Here is a 17318-nt window from a genome sequence, read left to right on the forward strand (position 1 = left end):
GGCTAGAGGGGGAAGGGACATGACAAAAAGAAAGATAGTTGTATGGCCTGTTGTGGTTGGGCTTTCTTTTACTTTAATGGCTTGTGGACCAGATCGAAGTGGTGTGTTGGAGCAGTTGCAGCCAGAGCCAGCGACGGAGGAGAACAAACCTGATTCATTAAGGGTTTGGGTGCACGACACGGAAACATACTTACAAGCATACAAAGTGATTGCTGAACAATTTACTGAGGAAACAGGAATTGAAGTACAGCTTGTCCCGTTTGGGTTATTCGATCAATTGGAAGCGATGTCACTTGACGCTCCTTCTGGCAGAGGACCTGACCTGTTTTTTCAACCGCATGACATGACGGGTAACGCGTACCTGCAAGGAGTGGCTGCCGAAATTGAATTAACGGACAAACAAAAGGAAGGTTATATTGATGGATCGTTAGAAGCATTGAGTTATAACGGGGTGCAAGTAGGCATTCCAGCATCTGTTGAAACTTACGCCCTGATGTACAACACAGAATTAATTCCCGAAGCGCCAGAAACCATTGAAGAGCTTGAACAAATCGGTGAGGAATTAACGGATCAAGCAACCGATCATTATGGATTTCTCCTAGAAGCGCAGAATGCCTTTTTTGCCTATCCATTCTTGGCAGCCTACGGAGGATATTTCTTCGGCGAAGATCAAGGAGTATACGATGTAGATGATATCGGGATAGGCAATCAAGGAACGGTTCAAGGGACAGAATTAATTCGCTCGTGGTATGACAAAGGTTATCTTCCTTCTAATTTGAACGGGGACATTATGAATGGATTGTTCTTACAAGGAAATGTGGGGGCTGTTGTTTCTGGTCCCTGGAGTATAAACGAGTATCGTAATGCACTCGGAGATCATTTACGCACAGCTCCACTGCCAAAGATCAATGGGGAGCGACTTGAATCATTCGCCGGAGTTAAGGGATGGATGGTGAACGAGTACAGCGAGCATATCAACTGGGCAAAAGAGCTTGCATTATATATGACAAGTAAGGAAAGCTCAGAAATTTTCTTTAACTATGCAAAAGAAATTCCTGCGCGTAGCGACATTGATCTTGAAGATGAGGTCTATGATGCTTTTATTGAACAGCTAGAATATGCAACATTCATGCCAAACGTACCAGCTGTTTCTGCTGTCTGGGAACCACTCGGGGATGCATTAATCTTCATTAGTAACGGAGACGATGCCCAGGAAGTGCTTGTGGAGACGCAAGATATGATTGAAGACGAAATTGAGATCATGGGAGGTGGTGAGGAGTGAAGCCAGTTCGCAATTCACCTCATGTAGAGAATTCAAGCTCCATCCGAACAGCAGGGTTACTGTCGGTTATACCGGGCTTAGGGCAGCTTTATAACAAGCAGCGAGTAAAGGGAATCTGTTTCTTTGTTCTTGCCGCAGCTTTTGGTATTGTCTTCTATGACATTCTTAACATTGGTTTTTGGGGACTTGCAACACTTGGAACCTTGCCAGGGGTTGATGACTCTAGAACATTAATCGGACAAGGAATCGTAGCTGTATTTCTGACCTTGTTTGCAGCTCTTTTTTACATATTAAACATACGAGATGCACGCAAAATTGCTAGAAGCAGACTGCAGGGGCATGAGCCATTAACTATTAGAGATGGGTTCAGGCACTCATGGGATAAAAGCTTTCCATATGTCCTCATTACACCAGGGCTAATCCTGTTATTTATTGCGGTTATCTTTCCATTATTATTTATGATCGTTCTGGCGTTCACGAATTACAACTTGTTTAATGCGCCACCTAGGAATGTACTGGATTGGGTAGGATTTCAAAATTTTATGGATCTGGCAACGATCCCAATTTGGCGAAATACATTTTTCTCTGTGCTTTCCTGGACTATTGTTTGGACAGCCATAGCAACAACATCACAAATCGTACTTGCCATGCTTCTAGCCGTCATGGTGAATGATAAACGAGTTAAGTTTAAACGATTGATCCGAACAGTATTAATCTTGCCTTGGGCTGTTCCAAGCTTTGTTACGATCTTGATCTTTGCAGCGTTATTTAACGATGGATTTGGAGCCATTAACCGTGACCTTCTGGAGCCATTATTTAATACAACCATTCCGTGGATGACAGATCCCTTCTGGGCGAAAATCGCGTTGATTTTAATTCAGACGTGGCTCGGGTTCCCATTTGTGTTTGCTTTATTTACAGGTGTTTTGCAAAGCGTATCTGATGACTGGTACGAAGCAGCGGACATGGATGGAGCCAGTCGTATCCAAAAGTTTCGATTCATTACCTTGCCACATGTTTTGTTTGCAACTGCTCCACTCTTAATTATGCAGTACGCGGGGAACTTTAATAACTTCAATATTATCTATTTATTTAATGAGGGTGGACCACCAGTTCGAGGGCAAAACGCAGGTGGAACAGATATCCTCATTTCCTGGGTATACAGTCTGGCCTTTGAAAACTCTCAGTACAGTATGGCGGCTGCCATTTCCATTATTATCGGGTTAATCGTTGCTGTGTTTGCTGTTTTTCAATTCCGTAAAAGTAGATCGTTTAAGGAAGGGGAGTAATGAGTATGAATCAAAAAACAAGATCGCGGATAGAAGTAGGGTTTATCTATCTGTTCATCGCTTTTATGTTTGTTGTCATTGGTTATCCATTGCTGTGGACAATCGGACTTTCTTTAAATGAAGGAACAAACCTATACAGCTCTAGCATTATCCCAGAAAACTGGTCTCTTGAGCATTACAAATGGCTTTTCTTTGATGAACAAAGCAACTACGTTCAATGGTATAAGAATTCACTCATTGTTGCATTTGCTACATCGATCTCAGCAACAATCATTGTGTGCTTAACATCATACGCCTTTTCAAGATATAAGTTTGTAGGGAGAAAAAATGGGTTGTACTTCTTTTTAGTACTACAAATCTTCCCGGTTATTATGGCGATGGTCGCAATCTATGTTTTATTAAATACAATTGGATTGCTTGATTCATTGTTTGGATTAGTATTGATCTATGTCGGCGGGGCCATTCCAATGAACGCATTTCTAGTAAAAGGATACTTTGACACGATTCCAAAAGAATTAGATGAATCCGCCAAGCTTGATGGGGCGGGTCACTTTCGAATCTTCTTCACCATCATGCTGCCATTAGCAAAACCAATCCTTGCTGTTGTGGCATTGTTTAACTTTATGTCACCACTAATGGACTTTATCCTTCCACGGATTGTGTTACGAAGTCCGGAGAATTATACACTGGCGCTTGGTTTGTTTAACTTTGTTAGTGATCAGTTCGCCAATAACTTTACACGATTTGCTGCAGGTACGGTTTTGATTGCGATTCCGATTTCGATTGTCTTTTTATTCTTGCAACGATACTTAATTTCAGGCCTTTCATCTGGAGCAACGAAGGGTTAATATGCTTAGAAAATGAGGTTAATAGAGATGAAAAACCAATGGTGGAAAGAAGCGGTATGCTATCAAATTTACCCAAGAAGCTTTTATGATTCAAATGGAGATGGGATTGGGGATTTGCAGGGAGTCATTCAGAAGCTAGATTATTTAAAATGGATGGGGATCGATGTAATCTGGATGAGTCCCATGTATGATTCACCGAATGATGACAATGGATATGATATTCGCGACTATAAGGCTATTATGACAGAGTTTGGAACAATGGCTGATTTTGATCAATTGCTAGAAGAAGTGCATAAGCGCGACATGAAAATGATTATTGATCTGGTGATTAATCATACTTCAGATGAGCATGAATGGTTTGTTGAATCTAGATCTTCTAGTACAAGTGAAAAACGAGATTGGTATATATGGAGAGATGCCAAAGAAGATGGGTCCGAACCAAACAATTGGGCATCGATCTTTAATGGGTCAGCTTGGGAGTGGGACAAAGAAACAGAGCAATACTATCTCCATATCTTTTCGAAGAAACAGCCGGACCTAAACTGGGAGAACCCAGACGTTCGTCATCAGCTATACGAAACGATGAACTGGTGGCTTGATAAAGGGATTGATGGTTTTCGGGTAGATGCCATAAGTCATATTAAAAAAGTTGATGGACTGCCAGATGTGACAAGCGATCGTGACGAGGAGGGACCATTTGTAGAATCATTTGATGGTCATATGAATCGTCCGGGAATTCAAAACTTCTTGCATGAAATGAAGCAACACACACTTGATCAGTATGATGTGATGACGGTCGGAGAAGCAAATGGCGTAAGTATGGAAGAGCCTGATGACGTTCGTGCCTGGGTTGGGGAAGAAGATGGAGTGTTTAATATGGTTTTTCAATTTGAACACCTTGGCCTTTGGAGTAAAGATTCAAAGCAAACACTTGATGTACCAGCCCTGAAGGAAGCTCTTTCTAAATGGCAATATGGTCTTGAAGAAGTTGGGTGGAATGCTCTCTTCATCGAAAATCACGATCAGCCACGTTCTGTTTCATCCTGGGGAAATGATACAAACTATTGGAACGTATGTGCAAAAGCATTAGGTACACTTTATTTCTTTATGAAAGGCACGCCTTTTATCTATCAAGGACAGGAGTTAGGCATGACCAATGTCCAATTCCCTTCTATTGATGATTATGATGATGTGTCGATGCGGAATTATTATAAGCAAGAGCGGGGGAAGGGCAAGTCTCACGAAGAAGTGATGCAGGTTGTCTGGAACCAAGGAAGGGATAATTCACGTACCCCGATGCAGTGGACAAATGAATTACATGGGGGATTCAGTACCGGCAAACAAACATGGATGAAGGTGAACCCAAATTACAGTCAGATTAATGTGAAGGCACAGGAGGAAGATGACACCTCCATTCTCACTTACTACCGTCAAATGATAAAACTTAGAAAGAGGCATCAAACATTTATCGACGGAGTCTACGAATTACGAAACGCCAGGGATGAACATATTTTTATGTATAAACGAATAGGTGAAGATGCTACCTTTACAGTCGTCGTTAATCTTTCAGAGAAAACCAAAGTACTCGAGCCGCTTTCATTAGGAACGTGTGTGTTGAGTAACTATGAAACGGAAGCAAGTCATCAACTCCAACCATATGAAGCAAGAGTTTATCAATCACTCTAGACAAATGGAGATCTCATTGTCATTATGAAAGAGTGTATGTAAATATATGCCTGCTTATAAAGGATGGAAACACGATGACAATCACTATAAAAGACGTTGCCAAACGGGCGAACGTGGCTCCTTCTACTGTTTCAAGAGTCATTGCAAACAATCCAAACATTAGTATGAAGACTAAGGAAAAAGTAAGAAGTGTGATGGAGGAGCTTGGTTATTATCCAAACGTAAACGCTAGAAATTTAGTTAATAACCGAACGAACGTAATCGGAGTGATTATGCCGAGTGCTAGCTATGCACCATTCCAAAATCCTTTCTTTCCCGAAGTCTTACGGGGCATTACGGCTGAAGCAAACGAAAAAAGATATGGTCTATATCTGTCTACAAGTCAAACGGAGGAAGCTATACTGGATGAAGTGAAGGATATGGTACATAGTCGTCGTGTAGACGGACTAATCTTGTTATATTCAACAATGAATGATCCGGTCATTCATTTTCTTCTGGAAAAGTCTTTTCCGTTTGTGATTGTCGGACAACCGGCAGAGCAGCTTAGGGGATTAGTATCCTTCGTAAACAATGATAATGTTCAAGCAGCAAAGATGATGACAGAGTATTTGTTACTCCTAAAGCATAAACGAATTGCTTTTATTGGTGGTAGAAGTGATGCATTTGTAACGATTGACCGGAAAAACGGTTACTGTGACGCGTTAGAAGCAGCAGGAATTGAACTTGATGAATCATTAATGGTGTACCATGATGAGATCTTTGAGGGTGGAGAGAAGGCCGTTATTGAATTGATGTCGAGAAAAATACCGCCATCGGCCATGATTGTGACAGACGATTTAATGGCGTTAGGTGTCCTTCGGATGTTATTCAGTATGAATATTTCTGTACCAGATGACATGTCGGTCGTTAGCTTTAATAACGTACTCATGTCAAAGCTCTCTACTCCACCACTTACAACGTTAGACATTCGTATATTTGAATTAGGGTATAAGGCGGCTCAAATGGTTCGTCAAAGGATTCTTGATCCCGAGACGCCGCCAAAAGGGTTGATTGTGGATCACCACTTAATTCGAAGAGCAACAAGTAAAACATACGTAGAATACTAATGTAAAAGCCTGAGAAGGAGAAACAAATTCTCAGGCTTTTTGTGATGAGTGGTCGTCCGCTGACTTCTCCATGTGATACAATGGGTAAAACTGTCATAAAGGAGTGACCACAATGATTGAGAATTTACCTTACCTATTTTTAATCCTTGGTGGGACCTATTTAATTGTATTCATTCTAAACGGCATCTTAGATACATTGTTTGGACTAGAACCAAGTATAAAAAAGTGGGCGTTATCTTCGGGGCTTATCACACTACTCATTTTGATTGCGATGCCACTGTTTGGCGGGTTGTTTGTGTAAGGCTACCAATAGTGCTTCATTAATTCATGAGACCATGTCGGTTGTTTGACGCAGCCTTTTGGCAGAAACTCGTTCATAACGGGCTTTAGATCGAGGACTGGTGTGCCATCAATACAATCTAAGTTCTCGACAAAAAGTGTGAGCCCCTCTCGTTTAATGATACGAGCAGTGGTAAGTCCTAATCGATTTGGTCTGTTTTTACCTCGCTGCGCAAAAATTCCGGTTAAGGGATAGGCTTCATTATTTCGTGGATGCCTCGCCCCTGTAATAATCTTCTCTTCTTCCACTTCATGGAAATGAAAGATCACTTCTACATGAGAGAATGATTCAATCTCAAATAAAGATTCTTCTGAAAATGAATGATTAATCACAATCTTTGATTGAACGGTTCCCCAATGATCATCTTTTACTTCGCTTCTTTCGCTTGCCACTACGCCGATTGGCTCGATTTTGATCATCTTATCACTCCTCCTAAAAATATACAGATATAAGTATACTTATCATTGTACATAATACTCCTAAAAGTTTCTTTGAAAAAAATAAAAAAAATGCTTTATTTCTTTGATTAAGAGGCGTATGATCAGCTTTAGAAATAAAAGATGAGCGCAGAATATTTCGATTGAAATAACGGGGGAACCAATGAGTTGTAAACTCTGGGGTTAATTGTTCACTTGCCTTTGTGTAAGGAATAACGGGCACTCTCAAGTCCGAATCCGTCAGCTAACCTCGTATGCGTATTTGAGAGAGAACGATCTATGCTGAAGCCAAAAGCTCCTAGATGATACTCTCTTTTCTTGGAGTTTTTTTGTGCTGTTAAATGACCTTAGGAGGGTATATAGAAATGAACATGGAAGAAAAAATTATGGTATGCCATATTTCAGAAAATCAAAATGGAGATCCTCTTGTTCAAAGAGGGGTACAACTTTCGCAAATGTTTGATTCTCCTTTATATATATTGTATTTAAGTGGACGTTCCGAAGACGAAGATCGGTGTAAAGATCAATTATCACGATTAGGCTGTCAGGATTTAGTCGATGATGAACGTATGAACTCTATTTTTCAAACGTATAAGGGACAGGATAAGCTACCGCAAATTATTCTAGATCAGGCTCGTGAGAACAAAATTACGCAGCTTGTGATTAGTGAATGCAGTAAATCAAGATGGGAGCTTCTGAAAAAAGGAGATTTCATTAATCGTCTAGTGAGTAAGATGGGTGATATTGATTTGCATATCGTTCCTGCAGACAGATAATGAATAAGGAATGTGTAGGAGGAGAGCTTCATGAAAAAACAATTTATCGTAATCGGTCTAGGTCGTTTTGGCAGTAGTCTAACTAAAACATTAGTCGAAGCAGGGCACGAAGTTTTGGCCGTAGATAAAAATATTGATTTGGTTCAGAGTATGTCATCCATCGCTACACATTCCATTCAGGCGGATTCAACAGATGAAGAGGTGTTAAAAGAGCTCGGGGCAGGAAACTTTAATCATGCGATCGTAGCGATTGGAGAGAACTTGCAATCAAGTATTCTAACAACACTTCTTTTGAAAGAAATGAACATCCCGAAGGTTACAGTTAAAGCAAAGAACATCATGTATGGAAAGGTTTTAACGAAAATTGGTGCGGATCAGGTTGTCTATCCAGAAAGAGATATGGGTATTCGCTTAGGAAGGCAGTTAAGCTCAAATAATTTAATTGATTACATTGAACTATCTGCTGATTACAACTTAGTGGAGCTTAATGCACCAGCTGCAATGAACGGCTATACCATTCAGCAGCTTGATGTTCGTGCAAAATATGGCGTGAACATTATGGCAATTAAATCAGCAGATGGGATTAATATCTCGCCACTAGCAGTAGATAAAATCCGAACAGGGGACACACTCCTTCTGATTGGATCAAATGAAGATATTAATGCATTGGAACGTAAATATGAATGATATAGAGAATCAAAAGCATGTATTAAAAATAAATCTGTCTCAGATGACAAATAAGATAAGCCCACCTCAATTTGTGATGCTTGTCTTTCTTTCTTTAATATTAATTGGAACATTTTTGTTAGCTTTGCCTGCTTCTTCTCAGAGTGGATTATCTATTGGTTTGGTTGATGCATTATTTACTGCAACCTCTGCTGTCTGTGTAAATGGCTTGGTGGTCTTGGATACCGGGTCGGTGTTTTCTACATTTGGACAAGTTGTGATAATGGTTCTAATCCAAATTGGTGGACTTGGCTTTATGACTATGGGAGTGATCATAGCCATTCTGCTCGGGAAACGAATTGGACTAAGGCAACGACTAATCATCCAACAGACCACACAATCGAAGTCCTCATCTGGCCTTGTAAAGCTATGCCTATACATAGTATGTATTGCTTTTGCTTTTGAATTAGTAGCTGTAACGGTCTTAACCTTACGATGGATGGGTGATATGGGCTTTTCGGACGCATTATACCATGCGATCTTTCACTCCATTTCAGCTTTTAACAATGCTGGGTTTGCCCTTTGGACAGATAGTCTTTCTGAATTTGTGAACGATCCCATTGTTAACCTAACCATTATGTGGTTATTTGTGAGTGGTGGGTTAGGTTATATTGTGATTGTAGAATTGATACGAAAACGAAAGTGGAAAATTCTCTCCTTACACACAAAAATTGTGTTAGTTAGTTCAGGATGCTTACTAATTGTAGGGTTTGTTCTTCTCTTCGTTCTTGAAACTTTAAACCCATCTACATTCGGTCAACTCACTTTCTTTGAACGAATCTGGTCTGGTTTCTTCCAGAGTGCCACGGCAAGAAGTGCTGGCTTTAACACGATTGATATCAGTTCCATGCTATCAGCGTCTCAGCTTGTGTTGATCATCCTAATGTTTATCGGTGCTTCTTCAGGAGGGACTGGAGGCGGAATTAAAACGACAACGTTTTTTGTGTTAATCCTAGCTACTATAAATACATTCCGAGGTGGTGGGCAAATACACGCATTTGAACGCAAAATTTCCATTGATATCATTATGCGTGCACTTGCTGTGGTTATGAGCTCCATCTTATGCGTGCTTATTGTCGCCTTGCTCCTGACTGTAACAGAGGGAATCTATGAAGAGCATTTTATGGAGGTTCTGTTTGAAGCGACATCAGCATTCAGTACGGCTGGTCTTTCCATGGGACTTACAAGTGAACTGACGGATCCCGGAAAAGCGATTGTAACAGTCACTATGTTTATCGGACGCCTAGGGCCTCTGACGCTTGCATATGCGTTAGCGGAGAAAAAGCGTAAGTCTAAGCTTGGATACCCGGAGGATCATGTTTTAATTGGATAAGAAAAAAGATGGCGAATTCCTTTTTAGGAGCTCGTCATCTTTTTTGTATGTTAAGCAAATAACTCTTCTGTTAAATCTGCATTCACTCCGATTCCTGCCTTATGTCCTGATGCGGCAGAGACTATAAGCTGAGAATAGGCAGGGCTGATCGCATCTCCGGCTGCATAGATGTTTTTTATAGATGTGCGTCCAAAATCATCAATAACTAATGCACCATGCTCGGTTAGCTCAAAATCCATCATTTCTCGAAGTGGATTAAAAAGAAACGTAGGCGCTACAAATCCACCAGAACGAGCAATCGTGGTTCCATCCTCAAACGTCACGCTTGAAAGCCGCCCGTTTTCTCCTGAGAGCTGAACAATTTTTTTGGGAGTTATTATGATACCCTTTGCTTCGAGCTTTTGTCTTACTTCAGGCTCTATTTCAAAACTGGATCCATTTGTCGCTAATACTAGATCCTTTGACCAATTGTAGAGGACCTTCGCCATATGGCTGGCATGCTCTGTATCATTAATAATAATCAGAGGCTGATCTCTTAATTCCCACCCATCACAATAAGGACAATTAAATACGCTTTTTCCGTAGAAGTGGTGTATTCCTTCTATAGAAGGGAGAGACTCTTTAAAACCGACGGCAAGAATTATTTTTTTCACATCATAGCTTTTCGCATCAGATGTTGTAATAGTGAAGAAAGAATCATCTTTAGCGGGGGTGATGCTTAAAACCTTCTGATCGACCACTGTAACTGATGGGTATGCCGTTACATCCTCGCGTCCGAGTTTTCTAAGCTCGGAGGGAGTTGTACCGTCCCTTGTGAGGAATCCATGAGATTCATGTGTCACTTGATTACGATTCGTTGCATCATCAAATAAGAGAACGTCTCTTCGGGATCTTCCTAGTATGAGAGCCGAGCCTAGGCCAGCTGGACCACCTCCAATGATCGCACAATCAACAATTTTACCTGGTTGCATCTTGTCGCCTTCCTTCGTGTATATTATAGATACTGTATGTCTATAATAAGAGAGAGTGGTGAAAAAAGCAAATACAGAGAGACTGTTTATTGACGCTTACGAATAAGAATTGAGATAATACCATTAACTACTTTAAGATGCTGGGTGATGAATTGAATTATTCAAAGGGAACAAATTATGCTTTACACACGATGTTGTATTTGGCTTCGCAGGACGATAATCCGATCATTGGAGTTCAAGAATTAGCAGATCATCAAGAGGTATCTTCCTCTTATCTTTCAAAGATTCTAACAAAGTTAACCAAGCAGGGGCTAATTGAATCTCATTCAGGTGCTCAGGGTGGTTACCGTCTAAGCCGAGATAAATATACGATTTCTTTTCTGGAGATTATCCAAGCAATTGAAGGCAATGCTCCCTTATTTAAAGGCTGTGAAAGTAATAAGCCTGGATGCATAATAGAAGACGTGATGATGAAGTCCGAGAAAAAGATGGACGAATATTTACAGTCCCAGATGATCGGAGAAATTGCCGAGAAAGCAATAAACGCCCAGAAATAAAAATAGTTTTCTCTTTTTTGAAAAACCGTATCTTATTGAACGGTTTTTTCGTTTATATAAGTGAAGTCAAAGATAGGGAGGTAGACATGCGATCAATTCAAGGTACTCCGGTTAATGAGAACTTTGAAAAATTGGTTTCACAGCATCTGAAGTCATTAGAGACATACTGTCACTATATTGCCTATACAAAATGGGATGCCGAGGATCTTATGCAAGAAACATTAGAAAAGTTGTATCGTTATTCGAGGACTAAACAAGTGCCTGTTTCTAAAGCTTACTTACACAAGATCGCTTCTAACACATGGACCGATCGCTTGCGCAAAAAGAAAATAGAAGAAGTGCTGACAGAGCATAAGGACGAGATTTCAGATGATGCCAATTCGACTACTGGCATAGCTGATGAGGCCATTAAACAATTGCTAGAATCCTGCACACCAAAGCAACGGACAGTTTTTTTACTGGTTGAGGCGTTAGACCTCTCTTTAAAAGAAGCGGCTGGTGTTCTAACGATGTCTGAGGGGTCCATCAAATCATGCTTACACAGAGCACGGAAAAGAGTTCAAGCTGACTTCATTAGAGAGTATGAGATAGATGAGGAGACTGTTTCGGTGTATCGAACGATTTTAGTAAATGGAGATCTAAATAAATTAATTCAACTTTTCCGTGATCAACCTGCAGACAATAAGCAAAGACAAAATCCGAAGATGGCCTTCATTCCAACTTCAAGTTGTCATCGAATGGCAGCTTAAACGAAAGGGGATTAACCATGACGAATGTAGTTCCGTACGTTGTTGAAAAAACAAGCCAAGGGGAAAGAACCTACGACATTTATTCGCGGTTACTTAAAGACCGGGTTGTCTTTCTCGGTTCAGAAGTGAATGACCCAATTGCAAACAGTATTGTTGCTCAGTTATTATTTCTTGCTGCAGAAGATCCTGAGAAAGACATTTCCCTCTACATTAATAGTCCTGGAGGCTCGACCTCAGCTGGAATGGCCATACTTGATACAATGAACTTAATTAAACCTAACGTGCAAACAATCTGTTTAGGTATGGCTGCATCGATGGGTGCAATTCTCTTAACTGCTGGTGCCAAAGGAAAGCGAATGGCACTGCCGAATAGTGAAATCATGATTCACCAACCCTTGGGAGGTGCTCAGGGCCAAGCAACAGATATTGAAATCAGCGCTCGCCGTATTATAAAGCTACGAGAAAAGCTAGAAGAATTTATGGCGAGTCATACGGGTCAAGCGAAAGAAAAGGTATCTAAAGATATGGATCGTGATTATTTTATGACTTCAGAAGAAGCACTCGATTACGGTCTTATAGATAAAATCATATCGTCTCAATAAGCGAAGAGTGCACCTTTATACGTGCGCTCTTTTTTACGTTAAAAAACTAAAACCTATTTGACACATAGGAATGATAAAGTTAGGATAAAGTAGTAGATTAATATGGGAAAGTACATAGTAATTTCAACTAATAATAAGATGATTGTAGATTATCTTTTTTGTGAGGTGGAAATCGTTGCAACTTCATATTCAGAATAGTCCTTTTTCTCAAGAGCAAGTTGACTTATTGAATCAATTATTACCCACGTTAACATCAGAACAAAAGATTTGGATTAGTGGCTTTTTAGCAGCTAGCCAAGCCACGGCCAGTGCGAGCGAGCCTTTGACGCAGCAACCGATCCAACAAGCAGATGTAGCTCCAGTATCAAAAGAGATTACGATCCTCTACGGATCGCAAACAGGAAACGGGCAGAACTTATCCGAAGAGTTTGGATTAAAGCTAGAAAGCAAGGGATTTAAAGTTACTGTTTCTTCGATGAGTGAGTATAAGCCAAAAGAGTTGAAGAATCTATCAAACTTATTATTGGTTGCAAGTACTCATGGTGAAGGGGACCCACCGGATAATGCGTTATCCTTTATTGAATTCCTTAATGGAAGAAAAGCTCCCAACCTAGAAAATTTGCATTATTCTGTTCTTGCATTAGGAGATACCTCTTATGAGTTCTTCTGCAAAACAGGAAAGGATATTGATCAGCGTTTAGAAGAGCTTGGTGGAACAAGACTTTATCCTCGAGTAGATTGTGACGTAGATTTTACGGATGATGCAGAGGAATGGTTTGAAGGGGTACTTAGAGGAATAAGCGATCTTACGGAATCGAACACTGAAGCGAATGTGGCTCCAGGTGATGCTCAAACACAAAGTATTGAGCAAACATCTTATTCAAGAACGAATCCGTTTCACGCAGAGGTTTTAGAAAATCTCAACCTTAATGGGCGTGGATCAAGTAAAGAAACAAGGCATATTGAACTCTCATTAGAGGGATCGGGTTTAACGTACGAGCCGGGTGATAGTCTTGGTATTTTTCCGTTGAATGACGATTCCATTGTTGATGAACTAATACGGGTAACTGGATACAATTCAGAACTATCCATTCAAATTAATAAACAAGGTGACCTTCTTTCATTAAGAGAGGCACTTATCAGCCATTATGAAATTACGGTTCTTTCAAAGCCTTTATTAGAAAAGTTCATTCCTTTTGTAGTTAATGAAGAACTAAAGAGTTTACTCGACCCTGCGAATGCGGATGAGTTAAGAGCGTATTTATCAGGTAGGGATCTGATTGACCTGGTAAATGATTATGGTCCAATTCAAGCGGATGAGATTGAATTCACTTCCATCTTACGAAAGATACCTCCTCGCCTTTATTCAATCGCGAGCAGTTATGAGGCTAGTCCTGATGAAGTTCACCTAACGATAGGCGCTCTTCGGTATGAATCACATGGCAGAGATCGAGCTGGCGTGTGCTCAGTACAATGTGCTGAACGCCTAGAACCTGGTGATACTGTCCCAGTTTTCATTCAACGTAACCAAAACTTTAAGCTCCCTGCTGATGAGCAAACACCGGTTATTATGGTTGGTCCCGGTACAGGGGTTGCGCCATTCCGTTCATTCATTCAAGAGCGTGAAGAACGTGGTGTGTCAGGGAAGTCATGGTTGTTTTTTGGAGAGCAGCATTTTATGACTGATTTTCTTTATCAAACCGACTGGCTTAAATGGATAGAAGAGGGCGTATTAACAAAGCTGGATGTCGCTTTCTCAAGAGATCAAGAACAAAAGGTATATGTTCAACACAAAATGCTGGAACACAAGAAAGAGCTTTTTGAATGGTTGGAAGCAGGTGCTGTGGTTTATATATGCGGAGATGAAGCGCATATGGCTCACGACGTGCATGCTACACTTTTATCCATTTTGCAGACTGAAGGTGGATTAACCTCTGACCAAGCAGAATCGTATCTTGGAGACATGCAACAACAGAAACGTTACCAGAGAGATGTCTATTAAGAGGGTGGAAGGAGAATATCATGGTTAAGGTAGATAAGATTCATGCACAAGAAGGCCCACCAAGTGATGTAGAACAGATCAAAGAAGAAAGCCAGTATTTGCGTGGTTCGCTTGCTGAAACATTGGAGAGTCCGCTCTCAGCAGGGATTCCTGATTGGGATAACCGTTTAATGAAGTTTCACGGGAGTTACCTTCAGGATGACCGGGACCTAAGAAACGAACGTCGTAAGCAAAAACTAGAGCCAGCGTATCAATTCATGGTTCGAGTAAGAGCTCCTGGTGGTGTGGCAACGCCTGATCAGTGGTTAACGATGGACCGTTTAGCTAAAGAGTATGGGAATGGGACGTTAAAGCTAACGACGCGGCAGGCGTTTCAAATGCACGGCATCCTAAAATGGAATATGAAAAAGAGTATTAAAGAGATAAATGATTCATTAATGGATACGCTAGCTGCATGTGGCGATGTGAACCGGAATGTGATGAGTAATCCAAACCCATATCAATCTGAAATCCACGGGGAAGTATATGATTGGGCACGTAAGTTAAGTGATTATCTCTCTCCTCGTACAAGAGCGTACCATGAAATTTGGTTAGATGAAGAGAAGGTAGTAGATAGCTCTGCTGATGAAGAACAAGAGCCTATGTATGGGAAGTATTATCTGCCAAGAAAATTTAAGATCGGTATCGCGATTCCACCTTCAAATGATGTAGATGTTTATTCACAAGATTTAGGCTTTATCGCGATTGTAGAAGATGGTCATTTACAAGGCTTTAACGTTGCAGTAGGTGGCGGAATGGGTATGACTCACGGAGATACAAATACATATCCTCAATTGTCACGTATCATTGGTTTCTGTACACCAGACCAGCTTCTTGATGTAGCAGAAAAAATCATTACAATTCAAAGGGATTATGGGAACAGATCCATTCGAAAATATGCACGGTTTAAGTATACGATTGATTCAAGAGGTCTAGATTGGGTAAAACAAGAGTTGAATGATCGTTTAGGCTGGGAGCTTGAGACGGAACGTTCATTTCACTTTGAGCATAACGGCGATCGCTATGGCTGGGTAAAAGGTACAAACAATAAGTGGCATCTTACATTATTCATTCAGAACGGCCGCATTGTAGATACTGACGATTACCCACTTATGACTGGTCTGCGAGAGATTGCAGCTATTCACACGGGAGATTTCCGAATAAGTCCAAATCAGAACTTAGTGATTAGTAATGTAACAAGTCACAAAAAACGTAAAATAAACGAGTTAGTTGAAAAGTATGGTTTAACAGATGGCAAAGAATATTCTGCCCTGCGGAGAAATTCAATGTCTTGCGTTGCTCTGCCAACCTGTGGAATGGCCATGGCGGAATCTGAAAGGTATCTACCAGAACTGATAACAAAGATTGATGTTTTATTAGAAGAATCCGGCCTAAGAGATGAAGAAATCGTGATAAGGATGGCAGGCTGTCCTAATGGGTGCTCTCGTGCAGCACTCGGCGAAATCGGATTTATCGGAAAAGCACCAGGTAAATACAATGTTTATTTAGGGGCCGGTTTTGCTGGGGAGCGACTAAGCAAACTGTATCGAGAGAATATTGGAGAAGCTGAGATTCTAATTGAACTCAAGCCAATCCTTGCTGATTATGCGAAACATCGAGGCGCTGGGGAACACTTCGGTGACTTTGTGATTCGCGCTGGATATGTTGCTAAAGTGAATTCAGGAACAGATTTTCATGAGTAATATGTAGAAAGCCTTTTGTACAGCGCCTTTAAAAGAGAGGCGCTGTATTCTTAAAGTGTTTGAATAACTAAACTTTTAAAAAGTAGGAAGTTTTTTTAAAAAAACTATTGCTGCTTTTAAATGAACATGATATATTATTACTTGTCGTTAAGAGCGACACGCTAACAACTGATCTTAAACAGGTTGCACGATGATTTCATTCATTGCATGCGCCCGTAGCTCAACTGGATAGAGTACTTGACTACGAATCAAGCGGTTAGAGGTTCGAATCCTCTCGGGCGCGCTTATCATTTTCTATTACATAGACTTCGGGAAGTAGCTCAGCTTGGTAGAGCACTTGGTTTGGGACCAAGGGGTCGCAGGTTCAAATCCTGTCTTCCCGATCATCATTTTAATAACATGCGGGTGTAGTTTAGTGGTAAAACCTCAGCCTTCCAAGCTGATGATGTGAGTTCGATTCTCATCACCCGCTCCAAATTTTATATTTGGCAGAACGTGCTTTTTTTATGTCTTTTTTTGGGCCTGTAGCTCAGCTGGTTAGAGCGCACGCCTGATAAGCGTGAGGTCGGTGGTTCGAGTCCACTCAGGCCCACCAAAAAAAGTTGTTGACAAACGAAATTATGTTTGATAACATAGAAAAGTCGCTAAGATAAGCGGCAAACAAGTTCTTTGAAAACTGAACAAAAGCCAAGCGTACGAAGAGATACACGATATCTCATAAGTATAAAAAAGTCGTAGTGTAAGCTACGCAATTGGAAAGTTGATGGAGACATCAACGCCAGCAGTTGAGCAATCAACTCACCACTTTTATGGAGAGTTTGATCCTGGCTCAGGACGAACGCTGGCGGCGTGCCTAATACATGCAAGTCGAG

Annotated in this window: 16 protein-coding genes, 4 tRNA genes, 1 rRNA gene and 1 riboswitch; of the genes, 19 read left to right on the top strand and 2 right to left on the bottom strand. The window is 40.8% G+C overall.

The annotated features are described in order from the left end of the window. The first annotated feature begins 19 nt into the window (after positions 1-19). The 6 genes from ACQKKO_RS11865 (at position 20) to ACQKKO_RS11890 (ending at position 6512) form a co-directional block, all read left to right on the top strand. Complete coding sequence (locus ACQKKO_RS11865) at positions 20-1282, top strand: sugar ABC transporter substrate-binding protein (protein ID WP_498647385.1); 1263 nt, start codon at positions 20-22, stop codon at positions 1280-1282. Continuing rightward, positions 1279-2571 (top strand): carbohydrate ABC transporter permease, encoded by a 1293-nt coding sequence (locus ACQKKO_RS11870; protein ID WP_498647387.1) that lies wholly within the window; start codon positions 1279-1281, stop codon positions 2569-2571. Before ACQKKO_RS11865 ends, ACQKKO_RS11870 begins: the two co-directional genes overlap by 4 nt. A 5-nt stretch (positions 2572-2576) precedes the next feature. After that, positions 2577-3419: a sugar ABC transporter permease gene (locus ACQKKO_RS11875; protein WP_498647389.1), complete on the top strand. Its 843-nt coding sequence runs from the start codon at positions 2577-2579 to the stop codon at positions 3417-3419. Between the two features lie 27 nt (positions 3420-3446). Then, entirely contained in the window at positions 3447-5105 is a 1659-nt protein-coding gene (locus ACQKKO_RS11880) for an alpha-glucosidase (protein ID WP_498647391.1), read from the top strand. Positions 5106-5179: 74 nt separating this feature from the next. Next, a complete protein-coding gene (locus tag ACQKKO_RS11885; protein WP_498647393.1) occupies positions 5180-6211 on the top strand; it encodes a LacI family DNA-binding transcriptional regulator in 1032 nt (343 codons plus the stop codon). Between the two features lie 112 nt (positions 6212-6323). Then, positions 6324-6512 (top strand): hypothetical protein, encoded by a 189-nt coding sequence (locus ACQKKO_RS11890; RefSeq protein ID WP_498647395.1) that lies wholly within the window; start codon positions 6324-6326, stop codon positions 6510-6512. Positions 6513-6514: 2 nt separating this feature from the next. Here ACQKKO_RS11890 and ACQKKO_RS11895 read toward each other — a convergent pair whose 3' ends face one another. Continuing rightward, positions 6515-6970 (bottom strand): SAM-dependent methyltransferase, encoded by a 456-nt coding sequence (locus ACQKKO_RS11895; RefSeq protein WP_498647397.1) that lies wholly within the window; start codon positions 6968-6970, stop codon positions 6515-6517. A gap of 136 nt (positions 6971-7106) precedes the next feature. After that, a riboswitch (cyclic di-AMP (ydaO/yuaA leader) is annotated at positions 7107-7262 on the top strand. 91 nt (positions 7263-7353) lie between these two features. Here ACQKKO_RS11895 and ACQKKO_RS11900 point away from each other — a divergent pair. Genes ACQKKO_RS11900 through ACQKKO_RS11910 form a run of 3 tightly spaced genes read left to right on the top strand, consistent with a single transcriptional unit; the run spans position 7354 to position 9823 of the window. After that, positions 7354-7764: an adenine nucleotide alpha hydrolase family protein gene (locus tag ACQKKO_RS11900; protein WP_498647398.1), complete on the top strand. Its 411-nt coding sequence runs from the start codon at positions 7354-7356 to the stop codon at positions 7762-7764. A gap of 30 nt (positions 7765-7794) precedes the next feature. After that, positions 7795-8451 carry a potassium channel family protein gene (locus tag ACQKKO_RS11905; protein WP_498647400.1) on the top strand — a complete coding sequence of 219 codons (657 nt, stop codon included), beginning with the start codon at positions 7795-7797 and terminating at the stop codon, positions 8449-8451. Further along, complete coding sequence (locus tag ACQKKO_RS11910) at positions 8426-9823, top strand: TrkH family potassium uptake protein (protein ID WP_498647403.1); 1398 nt, start codon at positions 8426-8428, stop codon at positions 9821-9823. The genes ACQKKO_RS11905 and ACQKKO_RS11910 overlap by 26 nt, the downstream gene beginning before the upstream one ends. A 50-nt stretch (positions 9824-9873) precedes the next feature. On the opposite strand, the gene ACQKKO_RS11915 is transcribed toward ACQKKO_RS11910, so the two are convergent. Continuing rightward, complete coding sequence (locus ACQKKO_RS11915) at positions 9874-10794, bottom strand: NAD(P)/FAD-dependent oxidoreductase (protein ID WP_498647405.1); 921 nt, start codon at positions 10792-10794, stop codon at positions 9874-9876. A gap of 152 nt (positions 10795-10946) precedes the next feature. Between ACQKKO_RS11915 and ACQKKO_RS11920 the strand changes: the two genes are divergently transcribed. From ACQKKO_RS11920 to ACQKKO_RS11965, 10 genes are all read left to right on the top strand, one after another. Continuing rightward, entirely contained in the window at positions 10947-11351 is a 405-nt protein-coding gene (locus tag ACQKKO_RS11920; RefSeq protein WP_498647406.1) for an Rrf2 family transcriptional regulator, read from the top strand. A gap of 86 nt (positions 11352-11437) precedes the next feature. Continuing rightward, complete coding sequence (locus tag ACQKKO_RS11925; RefSeq protein WP_498647408.1) at positions 11438-12100, top strand: RNA polymerase sigma factor; 663 nt, start codon at positions 11438-11440, stop codon at positions 12098-12100. 17 nt (positions 12101-12117) lie between these two features. Continuing rightward, on the top strand, positions 12118-12702 hold the full coding sequence (gene clpP, locus ACQKKO_RS11930; protein ID WP_498647411.1) for an ATP-dependent Clp endopeptidase proteolytic subunit ClpP: 585 nt from the start codon (positions 12118-12120) through the stop codon (positions 12700-12702). 175 nt (positions 12703-12877) lie between these two features. Further along, a complete protein-coding gene (locus ACQKKO_RS11935) occupies positions 12878-14704 on the top strand; it encodes an assimilatory sulfite reductase (NADPH) flavoprotein subunit (RefSeq protein WP_498647413.1) in 1827 nt (608 codons plus the stop codon). A 20-nt stretch (positions 14705-14724) separates the two neighbouring features. Then, positions 14725-16446: an assimilatory sulfite reductase (NADPH) hemoprotein subunit gene (gene cysI, locus ACQKKO_RS11940; RefSeq protein ID WP_498647415.1), complete on the top strand. Its 1722-nt coding sequence runs from the start codon at positions 14725-14727 to the stop codon at positions 16444-16446. A 209-nt stretch (positions 16447-16655) separates the two neighbouring features. Beyond that, a tRNA-Arg gene (locus ACQKKO_RS11945) sits at positions 16656-16729 on the top strand. A gap of 26 nt (positions 16730-16755) precedes the next feature. After that, positions 16756-16829: transfer RNA gene (locus ACQKKO_RS11950), tRNA-Pro, on the top strand. Between the two features lie 18 nt (positions 16830-16847). Continuing rightward, positions 16848-16921 (top strand) — tRNA-Gly (locus ACQKKO_RS11955). A 43-nt stretch (positions 16922-16964) separates the two neighbouring features. Then, positions 16965-17041: transfer RNA gene (locus tag ACQKKO_RS11960), tRNA-Ile, on the top strand. A gap of 211 nt (positions 17042-17252) precedes the next feature. After that, positions 17253-17318 (top strand): 16S ribosomal RNA (locus ACQKKO_RS11965); the annotation flags it as partial.

Source organism: Alkalihalobacillus sp. NPDC127517 (assembly GCF_050276055.1).
GTDB lineage: Bacteria > Bacillota > Bacilli > Bacillales > Bacillaceae_D > Alkalicoccobacillus.